Here is a 13915-nt window from a genome sequence, read left to right as displayed (position 1 = left end):
AGAGGAGACTGCCTATGAGAATGATTTTTGTAAACCTGCCGGTGAAGGATCTGGAAAAGTCCAAGGCCTTTTTCGGCGCGCTTGGGTTCAGCTTCAATCCGAATTTCTCCGACGAGAATGCGGCCTGCATGATCGTTGCCGACAATATCTTCGTCATGCTGCTGGTCCATTCCCGCTTCAGGGATTTCATTATCGACGAGATCGCCGATACATCGAAAACGACGGAAGTGCTGACCTGCCTGTCGGCGTCGAGTCGGGCCGAGGTTGACGAGACGCTCGCCAAGGCGCTGGCCTCCGGCGGCAAGGCATGGCGGCCGGTGATGGACTACGGCTTCATGTACGGCTGCAGCTTCCAGGACCCGGACGGCCATGTCTGGGAACTGGCCTATATGGAGCCGCAGGCGGCGAGCTGATGCCTCCGTCGTTGAGGTAGATTTGGCAGAAAGGGCGTCGGCTTCGGTTGGCGCCCTCTTGCTGGGTGGCGTATTGCACAGGGGCCGCCGATTTGGCGGGCCACACGCAAAGGGCAGATTTCCATGTCGATATCCGAAGCGCAATTCTTGAGTCTGGTGCTGGCCAACCCGGTTAATGCTGAACTTCTAAACGCGCTGCCAATGCTCAAGCTGCCTCAATGCATGGTGACGGCAGGATGCCTGTTTCAGACAGCCTGGAATCTCAAGTACGGCAAGGACGCCGCATGGGGGGTGAAGGACTATGATGTCTTCTATTTCGACGATGACGACTTATCCTGGGAAGCGGAGGATGCCGTCATCCGCCGTGCCAGACATGTTCTCGGCGATGTGGGACAGCAGGTCGAAATCAGGAACCAGGCACGGGTGCACCTCTGGTATTTTGAAAAATTCGGCAAGTCGTATCCTCGGCTCCAAACTGTCGAAGACGGCGTCGATCGCTACCTCATTTCCTGCACGCGATTGGGGATCAGAGTAGAAGACCGGGCGCTGTATGCGCCGGATAGCCTCGACGATATGTGGAACGGCATTTTGCGGATGAATCCCCTCAACGCTCAACCAGACCTGTTTGCAAACAAATGCAAGGACTATCGCTTGCGCTGGCCGTGGTTGACAGTCATGGGATAACAGGCGGCAGCGCGTCGCCCACTGGTCTTTGTGGCGGGAAGGGCGCGGATGGCTTAAATAACTGCTTGTATCCGCCGCATAAAGCATGATGAAACATGACCCAGAACATCTATGACAACCCGGACTTCTTCGAAGGCTATAGCCAGCTCGGCCGCTCGGTCGAGGGTCTGGACGGGGCGGCGGAGTGGGCGTCGATCCGGGCGCTGCTGCCCGATCTGAAGGGCAGGCGCGTCGTCGATCTCGGCTGCGGCTTCGGGTGGTTTTGCCGCTTTGCCCGGGAACAGGGGGCTGCCAGCGTGCTTGGCTTCGATGTGTCGGAGAATATGCTGGCGCGGGCAAGGGCGACGTCCGACGGGGCGATCAGCTATGCGAAGGCCGATCTTGAAGTGCTGGAGTTGCCGGAGGACTCATTCGATCTGGTCTACAGTTCGCTCGCCTTTCATTACATCAAGGACCTCGATGCGTTGCTTATGCGGGCTCATGCTGCGCTCGCGACAGGCGGTCACCTGGTCTTTTCCATCGAGCATCCGATCTACATGGCGCCCGCTTATCCTCGTTGGTCGCAGGATGCGGATGGCCGCGCGACATGGCCGGTCAACGGCTATCTGGAGGAGGGGCCGCGCACCACGGACTGGCTGGCCAAGGGCGTCGTCAAGCAGCACCGGACGATCGGAACGCTGCTCAACATCCTGATCGGTCTTGGCTTTACCCTTTTGCATGTGGAGGAGTGGGGGCCGTCGTCTGAGCAAGTAGCGGCCCATCCGGAATGGGCCGTGGAACGGGAACGGCCGATGTTCCTTCTGGTTTCCGCGCGCAAGTAGCGATGCGGCTTATCGGGCCGGCGATTTGGGCTTTGACAGTTCATCGAGGATCCGCGCAAGGATCGCCGTCGTGGTGCGCAGATCAGTCTCACCGATCTCGGCGCCGAGCGCATCCGCCCATTCCGCCTGTCGGGTCTGGATGTCATTCAGGATCGCCTGTCCTTCAGGTGTCAGCACCAGCAGCTTGGCGCGCTGGTGGGCGGGGTTGTCCTCGTAGCGCACCAGGCCTTCCGTTTCCAGAATATCGGCGATCCGCTGCACGCCCTGGCGTGCGAGCCCAAGGACGCGGCCGATCTCTGCCACCGACATGCTGGCATGGCTTGCCGCCGCCAGCACCTGCCAGCGGGCGCTGCTTTGTCCCGCCGGTTTTGCCAGAGCGTCGCCGGCCGCCGTCAGGTGCTGGGCCAACCGGATGACGGATATGGAGAAGAGGGCGAAGGCATCGCCGGCATCGGTTCGATCGGGCTTTTTCATATTGACAACATACTGTCATTCTATAGAGTGTGAATATGACAGCAAGTTGTCATATTATCGAGCATCGGGCAAGGGAGATCCGGCATGAAAATGACCTACAAGGGAAGCTGCCACTGCGGCAAGGTGCGGTTCGAGGCCGATATCGATCTCGATGCAGGCACCGGCAAATGCAATTGTTCGATCTGCACCAAGCTCCGTGCCTGGGGTGCCACCATCAAGCCGGAGGATTTCCGGCTGCTGGCGGGGGCGGACGACATGGCCGACTACCAGTTCGGTACGATGAGCGGCCATCATCGCTTCTGCCGCACCTGCGGTGTCCAGCCTTTCAGCGACGGTTATGTCGAGCAGATCGGCGGTGCCTTCGTCTCGATCAATCTCGCCTGCCTCGACGATCTCGACCCCTCGGTGCTGGCGGAAGCGCCGGTGACCTATTCCGACGGCCGCAACAATGCATGGTGGAACACGCCGGCGGAGACGCGGCATTTGTGAGGGATGAGTGCCCTGTCCACGCCAGAGTTTTGGAATGCTCTGACGGTCCATATCCTCCGTCATTCTCGCCCTTGTGGCGGGAATCCAGTCACGCGACGTCCGTCGCGTGAAAAGAGTCCTTTGCGCTGCGGACGCAACGCTGCTGGATCCCCGGAACTCGCTATGCTCGCCCGAGGATGACGGAGGAAAATGATGTTCCCCGCATTGCGTCTTTGGGGCCGCCACGAATCTTAAATTGACCAACGGCGCAACAGAACCAAAGGGCTCCCGAAGGAGCCCCTGTTCAGCCGAGATCGCCCAGATCACGCACCGCGCCACGATCGGCGGAGGTGGCGAAGGCGGCGTAGGCCTTGAGGGCGGTGGTGACCTTGCGCTTGCGCAGTTCGACTGGCTTCCAGCCTTTGGCGTCCTGCTCGGCGCGGCGGGCGGCGATTTCTGCCTCACTGACGCGCAGCGAGATCGTCCGGTTGGGGATGTCGATGTCGATCATGTCGCCTTCGCGCACGATGCCGATCAGGCCGCCATTGGCCGCTTCCGGCGAGACGTGGCCGATGGAGAGACCGGACGTGCCGCCGGAGAAGCGGCCGTCGGTGATCAGCGCGCAGGCTTTGCCGAGGCCCTTCGATTTCAGATAGCTGGTCGGATAGAGCATTTCCTGCATGCCCGGTCCGCCCTTCGGGCCTTCATAGCGGATGACGACGACGTCGCCGGCCTTGACCTCGTTGGCAAGGATCGCCTTGACGGAGGAATCCTGGCTTTCGAAGACGCGGGCGGGGCCGGAGAATTTCAGGATCGATTCGTCGACGCCGGCCGTCTTCACGATGCAGCCGTTGATGGCGATATTGCCCTTGAGAACGGCGAGGCCGCCATCCTTGGAGAACGGATGCTGGGCATCGCGGATGACGCCCTTTTCGCGGTCGAGATCGAGCTCCTTCCAGCGGGCGCTCTGGCTGAACGCGACCTGCGTCGGCACGCCGCCGGGGGCCGCGCTGAACAGTTCGAGTGCCGCCGGATTGTCGGTGACGGCAATATCCCATTGCGACAGGGCATCGCCCAGCGTCTTGGCATGCACAGTCGGCAGGTCGGCATTGATCAGTCCGGCGCGATTGAGTTCACCGAGGATCGCCATGATGCCGCCGGCGCGGTGCACGTCTTCCATATGGACGTCGGCCTTGGCGGGTGCGACCTTGGAGAGGCACGGAACCTTGCGCGACAGACGGTCGATGTCGTCGAGGTTAAAGTCGATTTCGCCTTCATGGGCGGCGGCAAGGATATGCAGCACCGTGTTGGTCGAGCCGCCCATGGCGATATCGAGCGCCATGGCGTTTTCGAACGCGCCCTTCGAGGCGATGGTGCGCGGCAGGGCGGTTTCATCGTCCTGCTCGTAGTAGCGCTTGGCCAGGCCGACGATGCGGCGGCCGGCTTCGAGAAACAGCTTTTCACGATCGGAATGGGTGGCCAGCGTCGAGCCGTTGCCGGGCAGGGACAGGCCGAGGGCCTCGGTCAAACAGTTCATCGAATTGGCCGTGAACATGCCGGAGCAGGAGCCGCAAGTCGGGCAGGCGGAACGCTCGATGGTCTTGACGTCCTCATCGGACATGCTGTCATCGGCGGCAGCGACCATGGCATCGACCAGATCGAGCGCGTGGATCTTGCCGTCCGACAGCAGCACTTTACCGGCTTCCATCGGGCCGCCGGAGACGAAGATCGTCGGGATGTTGAGGCGCAGCGAGGCCATCAGCATGCCGGGGGTGATCTTGTCGCAGTTGGAAATGCAGACCATCGCGTCGGCGCAGTGGGCGTTGACCATGTATTCGACCGAGTCGGCAATGATTTCGCGCGACGGCAGCGAATAGAGCATGCCGTCATGTCCCATGGCGATGCCGTCATCGACGGCGATCGTGTTGAATTCCTTGGCGACGCCACCATGGGCCTCGATCTCGCGGGCGACCAGCTGGCCGAGGTCCTTGAGGTGGACGTGGCCGGGCACGAACTGTGTGAACGAGTTCACCACCGCGATAATTGGCTTGCCGAAATCGCCGTCCTTCATGCCCGTCGCGCGCCAGAGGCCGCGGGCGCCGGCCATGTTGCGGCCGTGGGTGGTGGTGCGGGAGCGATAGACGGGCATGGACGTCTTCCTTGAACGTTAGGACCGGGTGACGGCAGATATGGGGACCGGAGGCCACAATTGCAGCGGTTCCTAGCGCAAAACTGCGCCCGCGTCACGATTTTCGTAACAATATTTCGTGTTTTTTCAGCGGCGGCGATATCCGGGGAACCATGGCTGGTGGGAAGAAACGGCTGGGGTTTGACTGCTTTCATCGTGCGGAAAATCGCGTTTCCGGCCCGGCTTGCCATATTCGGGGCGCGTGCCCGGCGGAATTTCCCCTTCAACCAATTGATTCCGAAGAGGAACGGCATCCGCATCCCCCAATTGGGGGATGCGCGGTCAAGCGTTTCATTCTCTACTGGCGTTGCCGGACACTTTGCAACCCGGCAATTTCATCACGTAAACATTGCTAAAGTCCCCTCACCGGCAACGGCGGGGGGCTTTTTCAGCCTAAACCAGCGGACTTTTGCGGCCGGCGATATGGTCCTTGTTCAGCGCATCCATGATGTCCTTCGCGTCATCGCGATCGAGGCCGGTGAGGTCGCGCCCGTCCGATGCCGCGGGCAGCCGGGTGATGACATCAAGGACAGTCCAGGTGCCGTTCTTTTCCTGGCGCAGATCGTAGCGGGGTTCGTTCACAATCATCCTCGTTATCGAAGCGGGTTTCGATATGGTTATATCGTGATGACCCATCATGATCGCAATTGGGCGATGGATCGGGAAATAGCTGCGAGGATATGTGTGGCGGTTCGAACGCCGTTTGTGTTCGGGAGACTGAAGAGAGCTGAGCGATATGGGCGCTGCCGTTGTCCGCTTCCGCCTGCCAGGCCTGCCGCTCACAACGAAAAAGGCCTCTCGGTTTCCCGAAAGGCCTTTTTAAACTGGATGGTGGGCGTAACAGGGATTGAACCTGTGACCCCTACGATGTCAACGTAGTGCTCTCCCGCTGAGCTATACGCCCATCCGATGTCGGCGCATAGACCACAAACCCTCCGGAGCGTCAATAGGCTTTTAACAGCTTTTTGACAGGAAGTTTTGTGGCCCTTGCGCCCGGCCTTATGCGGCCAGCATCTTGTTCACTTCGTCCACAAGATCGCGCAGATGGAAGGGCTTGGAGAGGACCTTTGCGTCCTTCGGAGCTTTCGAATCAGGGTTCAGCGCCACCGCGGCGAAGCCGGTGATGAACATAACCTTCAGGTCCGGATCGAGTTCGGTCGCCCGGCGGGCGAGCTCGATGCCGTCCATTTCCGGCATGACGATATCGGTCAGGAGGAGCGAGAACGGTTCTTCGCGCAGCCGGTCGTAGGCGCTGGCGCCATTATCGAACGACAATACCTTGTAGCCGGCCTTTTCCAGGGCTTTCACCAGGAAGCGGCGCATGTCGTTATCGTCTTCGGCGAGGAGAATTTTTGGACTCATGGATTAAAGCCGTTGCACCTTACGTGTCGATGTCGGGAATTGCGGTGACATCATGAAACCGCAGTTGGGTAAATATCCGGTGAAGACTGAAGGTCAAGCCCCGCTCACCGGCAGGAACGACTATGGACATGATTGCGACCTGCTGGCAACATACACGAAGCTTCAACATTGTGACATGGTAAAAAAGGGCCGCGATGACGCAGAACGTCAGCGAAACCGAACAGTTCGAAGTTCGCGAGCCGGAAATGCAACGCATTCCTTTTGTCTTCAATTCCCCCCACAGCGGCCGGATCTATGCGCAATCCTTCCTGGATCAGTCGCGCCTGGATGGCATGACGATCCGCCGCTCGGAAGACCATTTCGTCGACGAGCTGTTCCATTGCGTGACGGATCTCGGTGCGCCGCTGCTGCTTGCGCATTTTCCGCGCGCCTTCCTCGACGTCAACCGCGAGCCCTATGAACTCGATCCGCGGATGTTCGACGGGCCGTTGCCGCCGCATGCCAATATCAGCTCGATGCGGGTTGCCGGCGGTCTCGGCACGGTGCCGCGGCTGGTGGCGGAAAACATGGAAATCTACCGCGGCAAGTTTCCTGTCGCAGAAGCGCTGGAGCGGATCGAAACCATCTACAAGCCTTATCACGCCTGCCTGCGGCGGCTGGTCGCCCGGACGCATGTCCAGTTCGGGCTGGCGGTGCTGATCGATTGCCATTCGATGCCGGGCAATATCCGCCTGGCCGGCACGGGCCAGCGGCCGGACTTCATCATCGGCGACCGCTATGGCACCAGTGCTTCCGCCGATTTGTCACGCACGGCGGTGTCGCTGCTCGAGGATCTCGGCTTCTCGGTTGTCCGCAACAAGCCCTATGCCGGCGGCTTCATCACCGAGCATTATGGCCGCCCCGCGCGCGGGCTGCATGCGCTGCAGATCGAGATCAATCGCGGTCTCTATGTCGATGAAGCGACGCTGCGGAAAAAGCCGGACTTTGCCATGCTGGCACAGACGATCGGCGTGTTCCTCGGCGGGCTCGCGGCACATGTGGAAAAATATGTGACGAACTCGTCGCTTGCCGCCGAATAGCGCCGGCTGCTACCTGAAATCATGACAAAAAAAACCGCGCTTGTGGCGCGGCTAAGTCTAGGGAGGAAACACCCAAGGAGGGTATTTACAGCCACAAGTGACTGTAAGGAAAAAGCTAATATTGCAGCGCACAATTGTCAAGCCCAATTTGGCCACAATTGGTGCAGTGCGCCAAAGCAAGCCGTCACCGAAACGTCACGAAATGGGCGATTTTGCCGTGTTTCCCGATTTTTGAGGCACGTTCTTCGGGAATCTGGAGCGAGACCGCTTTCGCAACTGCGAATCTGACGATTTTTCATGATTTTTTCGCCAGAGACTTCTTTTTCAAAAAAATGTGCCATAAGCACATTCAGCCTTCCATTTCCTGATTTTCGCGAGGTTTCATGCTGCCGGACCGTGAATTTTTCGACCGCCTTGCCGATGCGGCCAAGGCCGAAACCCTGCCGCGCTTCCGCACCGGCATCAGCGTTGCCAACAAGGAGGCTGCCGGTTTCGATCCGGTGACCGAGGGCGACCGCGCGGCGGAAGCGGCGATCCGGGCCTTGATCGAGACGCATTTTCCCGATCACGGCATTCTCGGCGAGGAATTCGGCAATGTCGGGCTCGACCGGGATTATGTCTGGGTGATCGATCCGATCGACGGCACTCGCGCCTTCATCTCCGGCCTGCCGGTCTGGGGAACGCTGATCGGCCTTTATCACAAGGGCGAGGCGGTGATGGGGCTGATGGACCAGCCCTTTACCGGCGAGCGCTATTTTGCCGACGGCAAGAACGCCCATTATCGCGGGCCGGGCGGAAACAAGGCGATCTCCACACGGCCCTGCGCCGATCTCAGCCAGGCGATCCTGTTTACCACCTCGCCGCATCTTTATACCGGCGATATCAAGACCCGTTTTGAAACCGTCCAGAGCAAGGTCCAACTCGCCCGCTACGGCTGCGACTGCTATGCCTTCGCGCTGCTTGCCTCCGGTCATATCGACCTCGTCATCGAATGCGGCCTGAAGCCTTATGATGTCGGCGGGCTTATTCCCTTGATCGAGCAGGCCGGCGGCATCGTCACCGACTGGACCGGCGGACCGGCGGAAATGGGCGGCGAAATCATCGCGGCCGGCAGCGCGGAAATCCACGCGCAGGCGCTGGCGATTCTGAAAGGCTGAAGGCCGAAACGGAGCGTCAGGCCGACAGATCCTCGTCTTCCGCCATTGCCATGTCCGCGGTACTCCCGGGAATGAATGCCTCGATCGCGGCAATCGCCTGGGCGCGGTAGTGGTCCGCTTCCTGCAAAAGTTCGTGCCGTCCGCCGTCGATCGGGATCATATGGCCGGCGCGGAAATTGCGGGCCAGATTCTCTACCGCGAGATGCGGCACCAGCCTGTCCTGCGTCGGTGCCAGCACAATGGTCGGCACGCGGATCTGCGTCAGGTGCTCGCGGCTTGAAACGCGCTTGATCGCCTTGAAGGTCTCGTGCAGCCAGCGGGCGGTGGGCGGACCGAGCGCCAGTTCGGGGTGGGCGTCGGTCAGGGCCTTGTTGCGGGCAAAGCGCCGCGCATCGGACGTCAAAAGGTTTTGCGAGAACGGCAGCGAGCCCCTGTCGCGCATCAAGGGCAGGAAGCCGAGGCCGCACAGGCTGAAGACGGCCGCAAGAAGGCTGATCATGCCCTGGCCGTGTTTCTGGCCGCCAAGCGCCACGAAGGGTGCGGCGATCGCCAGCCGGTCGATGCGGCTGGCAAGCAGCGGCGCCTGCGACAGCGCGATCAGCGCGCCCATGGAATGGGCGAGCATGAAGAAGGGCAGGCGGGTATCGGGCAGCACGATCTTTTCAAGGAAGATGGAGAGATCGCGCTCATAGTCGGCAAAGCGACGGACATGGCCGCGGCGCCGCTGTTTCAACAGGCGTTCGGAGCCGGCCTGGCCGCGCCAGTCGAAGGTTGCCACCCACAATCCCCGGGCTGTCAGTTCGCCGATCGTCTCGGCATATTTCTCGATCGATTCGTTGCGGCCCTGCAGAAGCACGACGGTGCCCTTGGCAACCGGCGCATCCGATTTGAAAATCGCATAGCGGATTTTCCTGTTGCCGACACCCTCGAAGAAACCGACGGTATGATTGCCGGGGATCGGGTTGTCCGGGGTGGGATAAAGGGTGGGTGTCATCGGCAGGGTCCGTGTCCGGCGGGTCTTTGAAGGTGCGCTGGCGATACAAGGGTGCGCCGGATACACCGGATTTATGAGCGCCTATCCTTGATCCATAGCGATTAAGGAACGGTGCAGGCCACGCGATAGAGATAGGCGAGGCGATCCAGCCGGTCAAAGAAAAAGGGCCGGAAACGGTGGGGGGACTGATTACCGCTCCCGGCCAGAGACAGTCGGTCGGCTGAAGACAGGCAGCATGCGGGAGAAGGGACGTTCACCGCTGCTGCCTGCCTCATCTTCCGATGATGCGGTTTTACCCGGCCGCAGCTGAACGGATATGGAACCGGCCGTTCATCCTGCGTTTATCGACGGCCGGTTTTGATTGCGGCAACCCTTCGAACTTGCCTGCCGGGGTCTTGAAGGCTGCAAAAACAATTCCCATCTCATCGATACGGGCGCCGAAGAGGGCCCGTTCACCGGTTCTGCCGTCGCCGCTTTCGGGATGACGGAACCATGATCGCACAACAGTTGCTCACAAGAGGACACCATGCGTCACGTTGATTTTTCCCCACTCTATCGTTCCACCGTCGGTTTCGACCGTCTCTTCACCATGCTCGACAGTCTCGGCCAGCCGGACCAGTCGCAGACCTATCCGCCCTACAATATCGAGCGGACCGGCGAGAGCACTTACCGGATCACCATGGCCGTTGCCGGTTTCGACGAAAGCGAACTTTCGATCGAAGCCCGCGAACACACGCTGACCGTCAAGGGTGAGAAGAGCGAAGAAAAGGCGACCGAGAACCAGTTCCTGTATCGCGGTATCGCCAAGCGCGCGTTCGAGCGCCGCTTCCAGCTTGCCGACCACGTGGAAATCCAGTCCGCCTCGCTGAAGAACGGCCTGCTTCATATCGATCTCCTGCGCGAGATTCCCGAAGCTGCCAAGCCGCGCCGCATCGACATCGTTGCCGCGCAGCTGGCGCCGAAGCAGATCGAAGCGACCCAGATCGACGCCAACGCCAGCTAAGCGTTTGGTATCAATCTCAGAATGAAGAAGCGGCGTCCGGAAGGGCGCCGTTTTTTTATTGAGCTGCGGCCGCAGCGGCGGCTTCCGCCTCGCGCCGCCGGCCTCTCCCGGCGTATTTCTGGGCAATCACCGCGCAGGCCATCAGCTGGATCTGGTGGAACAGCATCAAGGGCAGGACGATGCTGCCGATGCTCTGGCCGGCGAAGATGACGTTGGCCATCGGCACGCCGCTGGCAAGACTTTTCTTCGAGCCGCAGAAGGTGATGGCGATCTCGTCCTCTTTCGAAAATCCGAGCAGGCGGCTGCCGAACATCGTGACGATAAGCACGATCGCAAGAAGCACGATGTCGAGGGTGATCACCACCGCGAGGTCGCGGATGGAGAAGGTGTGCCAAAGGCCTTCGGTCACCGCTTCGCTGAAGGCAAGATAAACGACCATCAGGATCGAGCCGCGATCGACCGGCATCAGCAGCTTCTTGCGGGCGCGGATGAAATTGCCGATCCAGGGCTGGAGGATCTGGCCCGCGATGAACGGCGCCAGCAGTTGCAGGAAAATCTGCAGGAAGGCGTCGAGCGTGAAGCCGCCGCCATGGCCGCCGGCGGTAAACAAGAGGCCGACCAGCAGCGGCGTCAGGAACATGCCGAAGATGTTGGAGGCGGATGCGGCGCAGATGGCTGCGGGCACATTGCCGCCGGCCATCGAAGTGAAGGCGATGGAGGATTGCACGGTGGAGGGCAGAACGCAGAGGAAGAGGATGCCGGTATAGAGCGCCGGCGGCAGCAGCGTTGGCGGGAGGAAGCCGACGGCAAGGCCGAGCAGCGGGAAAAGCACGAAGGTCGATGCCAGGATGACGAGATGGAGCCGCCAGTGCAGCAGGCCGGCAACCACGACATCCCGGGACAGCCGGGCGCCGTGCAGGAAGAACAGGAGGCCGATGGCGATCTTTGTCGCCAGGCCGAACCACTCGGCCGGCTCGCCGGAAATCGGCAGGACCGATGCCAGGATGACGGTGAGAACCAGCAGGATGGTGAAGGTGTCGGGCAGGAAGCGGCGCATATCGATCGTCCGGACTATGACGGGAAGGTGGTGGCGACATCATTGTCATTGTGATATCGAATGCAAGAAATAACCATTATCACGATTCAGGATAATCCATGCTCGATCTGGTGCAGCTTCGCAGTTTTCTCGCCGTCGAGCAGATGGCCAGCTTCACGCTGGCGGCCGAGCGTCTCGGGCTTGGCCAGTCCACGGTCAGCCAGCACATACTCCGGCTGGAGGCGGATCTCGGCCGCAAGCTGGTCCAGCGCGATACGCACCGCGTCTCACTGACCGCGGATGGCGAGGCGCTGCTGGGGCCGGCCAGGGCGATGCTGTCGCTGGATGGGCAGGTCAAGTCCTTGTTTGCAGAGCGCAGCCTGCATGGTCGGCTGCATCTTGGTGTCTCGGAAGATTTCGTCATGAGCCGCCTGCCGGTCGTGCTTGAGGATTTTACCCGCGCGCATGCCTCGGTCGATCTCGAGCTGACCGTGGCTTTGAGTGGAACGCTGTACCAGATGCAGGATGAGGGCGCGCTTGATCTGGTGCTGGCCAAGCGGCGGATCGGCGATGCGCGCGGCCAGCTGGTCTATCGCGAGCCGCTTGTCTGGCTTGCCCGCGATCCGGAGCGGGTGATGCGCGGTCCGGTCCTGCCGCTGATCGCCTTTCCGCCGCCGAGCATCACCCGCAGCGTCGCACTGGAGGCGCTTGAGCGCGCCGGCGTTCCGTGGCGGATTGTCTGTACCTGCGGCAGTCTCAGCGGCCTGACCGCCGCCGCCCGTGCCGGAATGGGTGTCCTGGTGCAGCCGCGCAGTATGGCGCCGGCGGGACTGCGGGAAATTACCTCGGACACGCTGCCGCGGCTGGAGGATGTGGAGTTCGTGCTGGTGGCGCGACGGGGCGCGGACAGGGCGCTGGTGAAGGCCCTGTCCAACGAGATATTGTCCACGGTCGGCGGCTTGCAGGCGGCTGCCGGGCCGGGAAAAGCCGCGTTCTGATCAGAGGGCTTTCAGGAACCGGTCGACATCGTCCGGCGTCGTTGCGAAGCTGGTGACCAGACGGTAGAGGCCTTCATCCTCGGCGACGGAATTCGACAACGTGTGCGGCACGGGCCAGTCGTAGAAGACGGCACCATCGGCCTGCAGCTTTGCTGCCGTTTCCTTTTTCAGGACGACGAAAAGCTCGTTGGAGCCGCTCGGCCAAGCGAGGCGCGTGCTGTTCGATCCCTCGATGCCTGCGGCCAGCCGGCTTGCCATGCCGTTTGCATGACGGGCCAGATCGAGCCAGAGATCGCCTTCGAGATAGGCATCGAACTGGGCGGCGATGAAGCGGGATTTCGAAAAGAGCTGGGCGGAGCGCTTGCGCAGGTAGCCCATCTCCTCTGCCTTCGACGTATCGAACAGGATCAGCGCCTCGGCGCACCAGCAGCCGTTCTTGGTGCCGCCGAAGGAGAGCAGGTCGATGCCGCGTTTCCAGGTCATTTCGGCTGGCGTGGCGCCGAGCGTCACCAGCGCATTGGCGAAGCGGGCGCCGTCCATGTGCAAAGGCAGGTTGAAGGACTTGGCGATGGCGGCGATCGCATCGATTTCATCGAGGCTGTAGACGGTGCCGGCTTCGGTCGCCTGCGTCATGGTAACAGCCATCGGCTGGCCGCCGTGGACGCCGCCGCCGCGGGTGCGCTGGATTTCCTTCTCCAGCCGGTTCGGGTCCATCTTGCCATCTGGCCCATCGACCGGCGCAAGCTTTGCGCCATGTGAGAAGAATTCCGGGGCGCCGCATTCGTCGGCGTTCACATGCGCTTCGCGGTGGCACAACACATGACCGCCCGGACGATTGGTACTGGCGAGCGCCAGCGAGTTTGCGGCGGTTCCGGTTGCGACGAAGAACACGGCGACGTCGCGTTCGAACACCGCGGAGAGCGTCTTCTCGACTTTCCTGTCCAGTTCGCTGGTGCCATAGGCGGAGGCAAAGCCGCCGGCGGCCCTGACCAGGCTTTCGGCGATCACGGGATGGGCGCCCGCCCAGTTGTCGGAGGAAAAAATCATCGATGCGGTCCTGCGGTTCCGGGGGAATGATGCCCCGATTGATGGCTTATGCGTGACCATACGGATGCCGCCGCCGCAATCAATCCAGGGAGGGCGAGATAAGGACAATGTCAGACCAGTTTGAAACCAAATCGAAGAAAACGAGGAGATATTGAAATTAAATTACAAAAACACGCAATTAACCGCAATGT

General features: G+C 61.1%; 15 protein-coding genes and 1 tRNA gene. 8 read left to right on the top strand and 8 right to left on the bottom strand.

Annotated features, from left to right (window positions below):
- The first annotated feature begins 14 nt into the window (after positions 1-14).
- From J2Z75_RS12920 to J2Z75_RS12910, 3 genes are all read left to right on the top strand, one after another.
- Positions 15-413: a VOC family protein gene (locus tag J2Z75_RS12920; RefSeq protein WP_209852895.1), complete on the top strand. Its 399-nt coding sequence runs from the start codon at positions 15-17 to the stop codon at positions 411-413.
- Positions 414-536: 123 nt separating this feature from the next.
- On the top strand, positions 537-1097 hold the full coding sequence (locus J2Z75_RS12915; RefSeq protein WP_209852893.1) for a nucleotidyltransferase family protein: 561 nt from the start codon (positions 537-539) through the stop codon (positions 1095-1097).
- Positions 1098-1192: 95 nt separating this feature from the next.
- Positions 1193-1918, top strand: a complete 726-nt coding sequence (locus tag J2Z75_RS12910) for a class I SAM-dependent methyltransferase (RefSeq protein WP_209852891.1) — start codon at positions 1193-1195, stop codon at positions 1916-1918.
- A 9-nt stretch (positions 1919-1927) separates the two neighbouring features.
- Here J2Z75_RS12910 and J2Z75_RS12905 read toward each other — a convergent pair whose 3' ends face one another.
- Entirely contained in the window at positions 1928-2392 is a 465-nt protein-coding gene (locus J2Z75_RS12905) for a MarR family winged helix-turn-helix transcriptional regulator (protein ID WP_209852889.1), read from the bottom strand.
- Between the two features lie 84 nt (positions 2393-2476).
- Here J2Z75_RS12905 and J2Z75_RS12900 point away from each other — a divergent pair, with 84 nt between their 5' ends.
- Positions 2477-2881, top strand: coding sequence for a GFA family protein (locus J2Z75_RS12900; protein ID WP_209852887.1), 405 nt, complete (start codon positions 2477-2479; stop codon positions 2879-2881).
- 283 nt (positions 2882-3164) lie between these two features.
- Here the strand turns inward: J2Z75_RS12900 and ilvD are convergent, their stop codons facing one another.
- The 4 genes from ilvD to cpdR1 form a co-directional block, all read right to left on the bottom strand.
- On the bottom strand, positions 3165-5009 hold the full coding sequence (gene ilvD / locus J2Z75_RS12895; RefSeq protein WP_209852885.1) for a dihydroxy-acid dehydratase: 1845 nt from the start codon (positions 5007-5009) through the stop codon (positions 3165-3167).
- Between the two features lie 432 nt (positions 5010-5441).
- Positions 5442-5636: a hypothetical protein gene (locus J2Z75_RS12890; RefSeq protein WP_209852883.1), complete on the bottom strand. Its 195-nt coding sequence runs from the start codon at positions 5634-5636 to the stop codon at positions 5442-5444.
- 241 nt (positions 5637-5877) lie between these two features.
- Positions 5878-5952, bottom strand: a tRNA-Val gene (locus tag J2Z75_RS12885).
- A gap of 95 nt (positions 5953-6047) precedes the next feature.
- A complete protein-coding gene (gene cpdR1, locus J2Z75_RS12880) occupies positions 6048-6410 on the bottom strand; it encodes a response regulator CpdR1 (protein ID WP_018327941.1) in 363 nt (120 codons plus the stop codon).
- Positions 6411-6604: 194 nt separating this feature from the next.
- Here cpdR1 and J2Z75_RS12875 point away from each other — a divergent pair, with 194 nt between their 5' ends.
- Both J2Z75_RS12875 and hisN read left to right on the top strand, forming a co-directional pair.
- Positions 6605-7489: an N-formylglutamate amidohydrolase gene (locus tag J2Z75_RS12875; RefSeq protein WP_209852881.1), complete on the top strand. Its 885-nt coding sequence runs from the start codon at positions 6605-6607 to the stop codon at positions 7487-7489.
- 383 nt (positions 7490-7872) lie between these two features.
- Positions 7873-8646, top strand: coding sequence for a histidinol-phosphatase (hisN, locus tag J2Z75_RS12870; protein ID WP_209852880.1), 774 nt, complete (start codon positions 7873-7875; stop codon positions 8644-8646).
- A gap of 16 nt (positions 8647-8662) precedes the next feature.
- Here the strand turns inward: hisN and J2Z75_RS12865 are convergent, their stop codons facing one another.
- Positions 8663-9640, bottom strand: a complete 978-nt coding sequence (locus J2Z75_RS12865) for an alpha/beta fold hydrolase (RefSeq protein ID WP_209852879.1) — start codon at positions 9638-9640, stop codon at positions 8663-8665.
- Between the two features lie 526 nt (positions 9641-10166).
- Between J2Z75_RS12865 and J2Z75_RS12860 the strand changes: the two genes are divergently transcribed.
- Positions 10167-10643 carry an Hsp20 family protein gene (locus J2Z75_RS12860; RefSeq protein ID WP_209852878.1) on the top strand — a complete coding sequence of 159 codons (477 nt, stop codon included), beginning with the start codon at positions 10167-10169 and terminating at the stop codon, positions 10641-10643.
- A gap of 55 nt (positions 10644-10698) precedes the next feature.
- Here the strand turns inward: J2Z75_RS12860 and J2Z75_RS12855 are convergent, their stop codons facing one another.
- A complete protein-coding gene (locus J2Z75_RS12855) occupies positions 10699-11700 on the bottom strand; it encodes a bile acid:sodium symporter family protein (protein WP_209852877.1) in 1002 nt (333 codons plus the stop codon).
- A 98-nt stretch (positions 11701-11798) separates the two neighbouring features.
- On the opposite strand from J2Z75_RS12855, the gene J2Z75_RS12850 reads away from it, so the two are divergent.
- Positions 11799-12677 carry a LysR substrate-binding domain-containing protein gene (locus J2Z75_RS12850; RefSeq protein ID WP_209852876.1) on the top strand — a complete coding sequence of 293 codons (879 nt, stop codon included), beginning with the start codon at positions 11799-11801 and terminating at the stop codon, positions 12675-12677.
- Here J2Z75_RS12850 and J2Z75_RS12845 read toward each other — a convergent pair whose 3' ends face one another.
- The gene (locus tag J2Z75_RS12845) at positions 12678-13724 is read right to left on the bottom strand and encodes a threonine aldolase family protein (RefSeq protein WP_209852875.1); all 1047 of its coding nucleotides are present in this window, start codon (positions 13722-13724) and stop codon (positions 12678-12680) included.
- Positions 13725-13915 lie beyond the last annotated feature (191 nt).

This window comes from Rhizobium herbae (assembly GCF_017873135.1).
Taxonomy (GTDB): domain Bacteria; phylum Pseudomonadota; class Alphaproteobacteria; order Rhizobiales; family Rhizobiaceae; genus Pararhizobium; species Pararhizobium herbae.
Note: the sequence above shows the minus strand (reverse complement) of the source record. Positions and strands in the feature narration are given on the sequence as shown.

Excerpts from the sequence above, each read along its gene's own strand:
- J2Z75_RS12920 (WP_209852895.1), top strand. The coding sequence starts at position 15 with ATGAGAATGATTTTTGTAAACCTGCCGGTGAAGGATCTGGAAAAGTCC.
- J2Z75_RS12915 (WP_209852893.1), top strand. The coding sequence starts at position 537 with ATGTCGATATCCGAAGCGCAATTCTTGAGTCTGGTGCTGGCCAACCCG.
- J2Z75_RS12910 (WP_209852891.1), top strand. The coding sequence starts at position 1,193 with ATGACCCAGAACATCTATGACAACCCGGACTTCTTCGAAGGCTATAGC.
- J2Z75_RS12905 (WP_209852889.1), bottom strand. The coding sequence starts at position 2,392 with ATGAAAAAGCCCGATCGAACCGATGCCGGCGATGCCTTCGCCCTCTTC.
- J2Z75_RS12900 (WP_209852887.1), top strand. The coding sequence starts at position 2,477 with ATGAAAATGACCTACAAGGGAAGCTGCCACTGCGGCAAGGTGCGGTTC.
- ilvD (WP_209852885.1), bottom strand. The coding sequence starts at position 5,009 with ATGCCCGTCTATCGCTCCCGCACCACCACCCACGGCCGCAACATGGCC.
- J2Z75_RS12890 (WP_209852883.1), bottom strand. The coding sequence starts at position 5,636 with ATGATTGTGAACGAACCCCGCTACGATCTGCGCCAGGAAAAGAACGGC.
- cpdR1 (WP_018327941.1), bottom strand. The coding sequence starts at position 6,410 with ATGAGTCCAAAAATTCTCCTCGCCGAAGACGATAACGACATGCGCCGC.
- J2Z75_RS12875 (WP_209852881.1), top strand. The coding sequence starts at position 6,605 with ATGACGCAGAACGTCAGCGAAACCGAACAGTTCGAAGTTCGCGAGCCG.
- hisN (WP_209852880.1), top strand. The coding sequence starts at position 7,873 with ATGCTGCCGGACCGTGAATTTTTCGACCGCCTTGCCGATGCGGCCAAG.
- J2Z75_RS12865 (WP_209852879.1), bottom strand. The coding sequence starts at position 9,640 with ATGACACCCACCCTTTATCCCACCCCGGACAACCCGATCCCCGGCAAT.
- J2Z75_RS12860 (WP_209852878.1), top strand. The coding sequence starts at position 10,167 with ATGCGTCACGTTGATTTTTCCCCACTCTATCGTTCCACCGTCGGTTTC.
- J2Z75_RS12855 (WP_209852877.1), bottom strand. The coding sequence starts at position 11,700 with ATGCGCCGCTTCCTGCCCGACACCTTCACCATCCTGCTGGTTCTCACC.
- J2Z75_RS12850 (WP_209852876.1), top strand. The coding sequence starts at position 11,799 with ATGCTCGATCTGGTGCAGCTTCGCAGTTTTCTCGCCGTCGAGCAGATG.
- J2Z75_RS12845 (WP_209852875.1), bottom strand. The coding sequence starts at position 13,724 with ATGATTTTTTCCTCCGACAACTGGGCGGGCGCCCATCCCGTGATCGCC.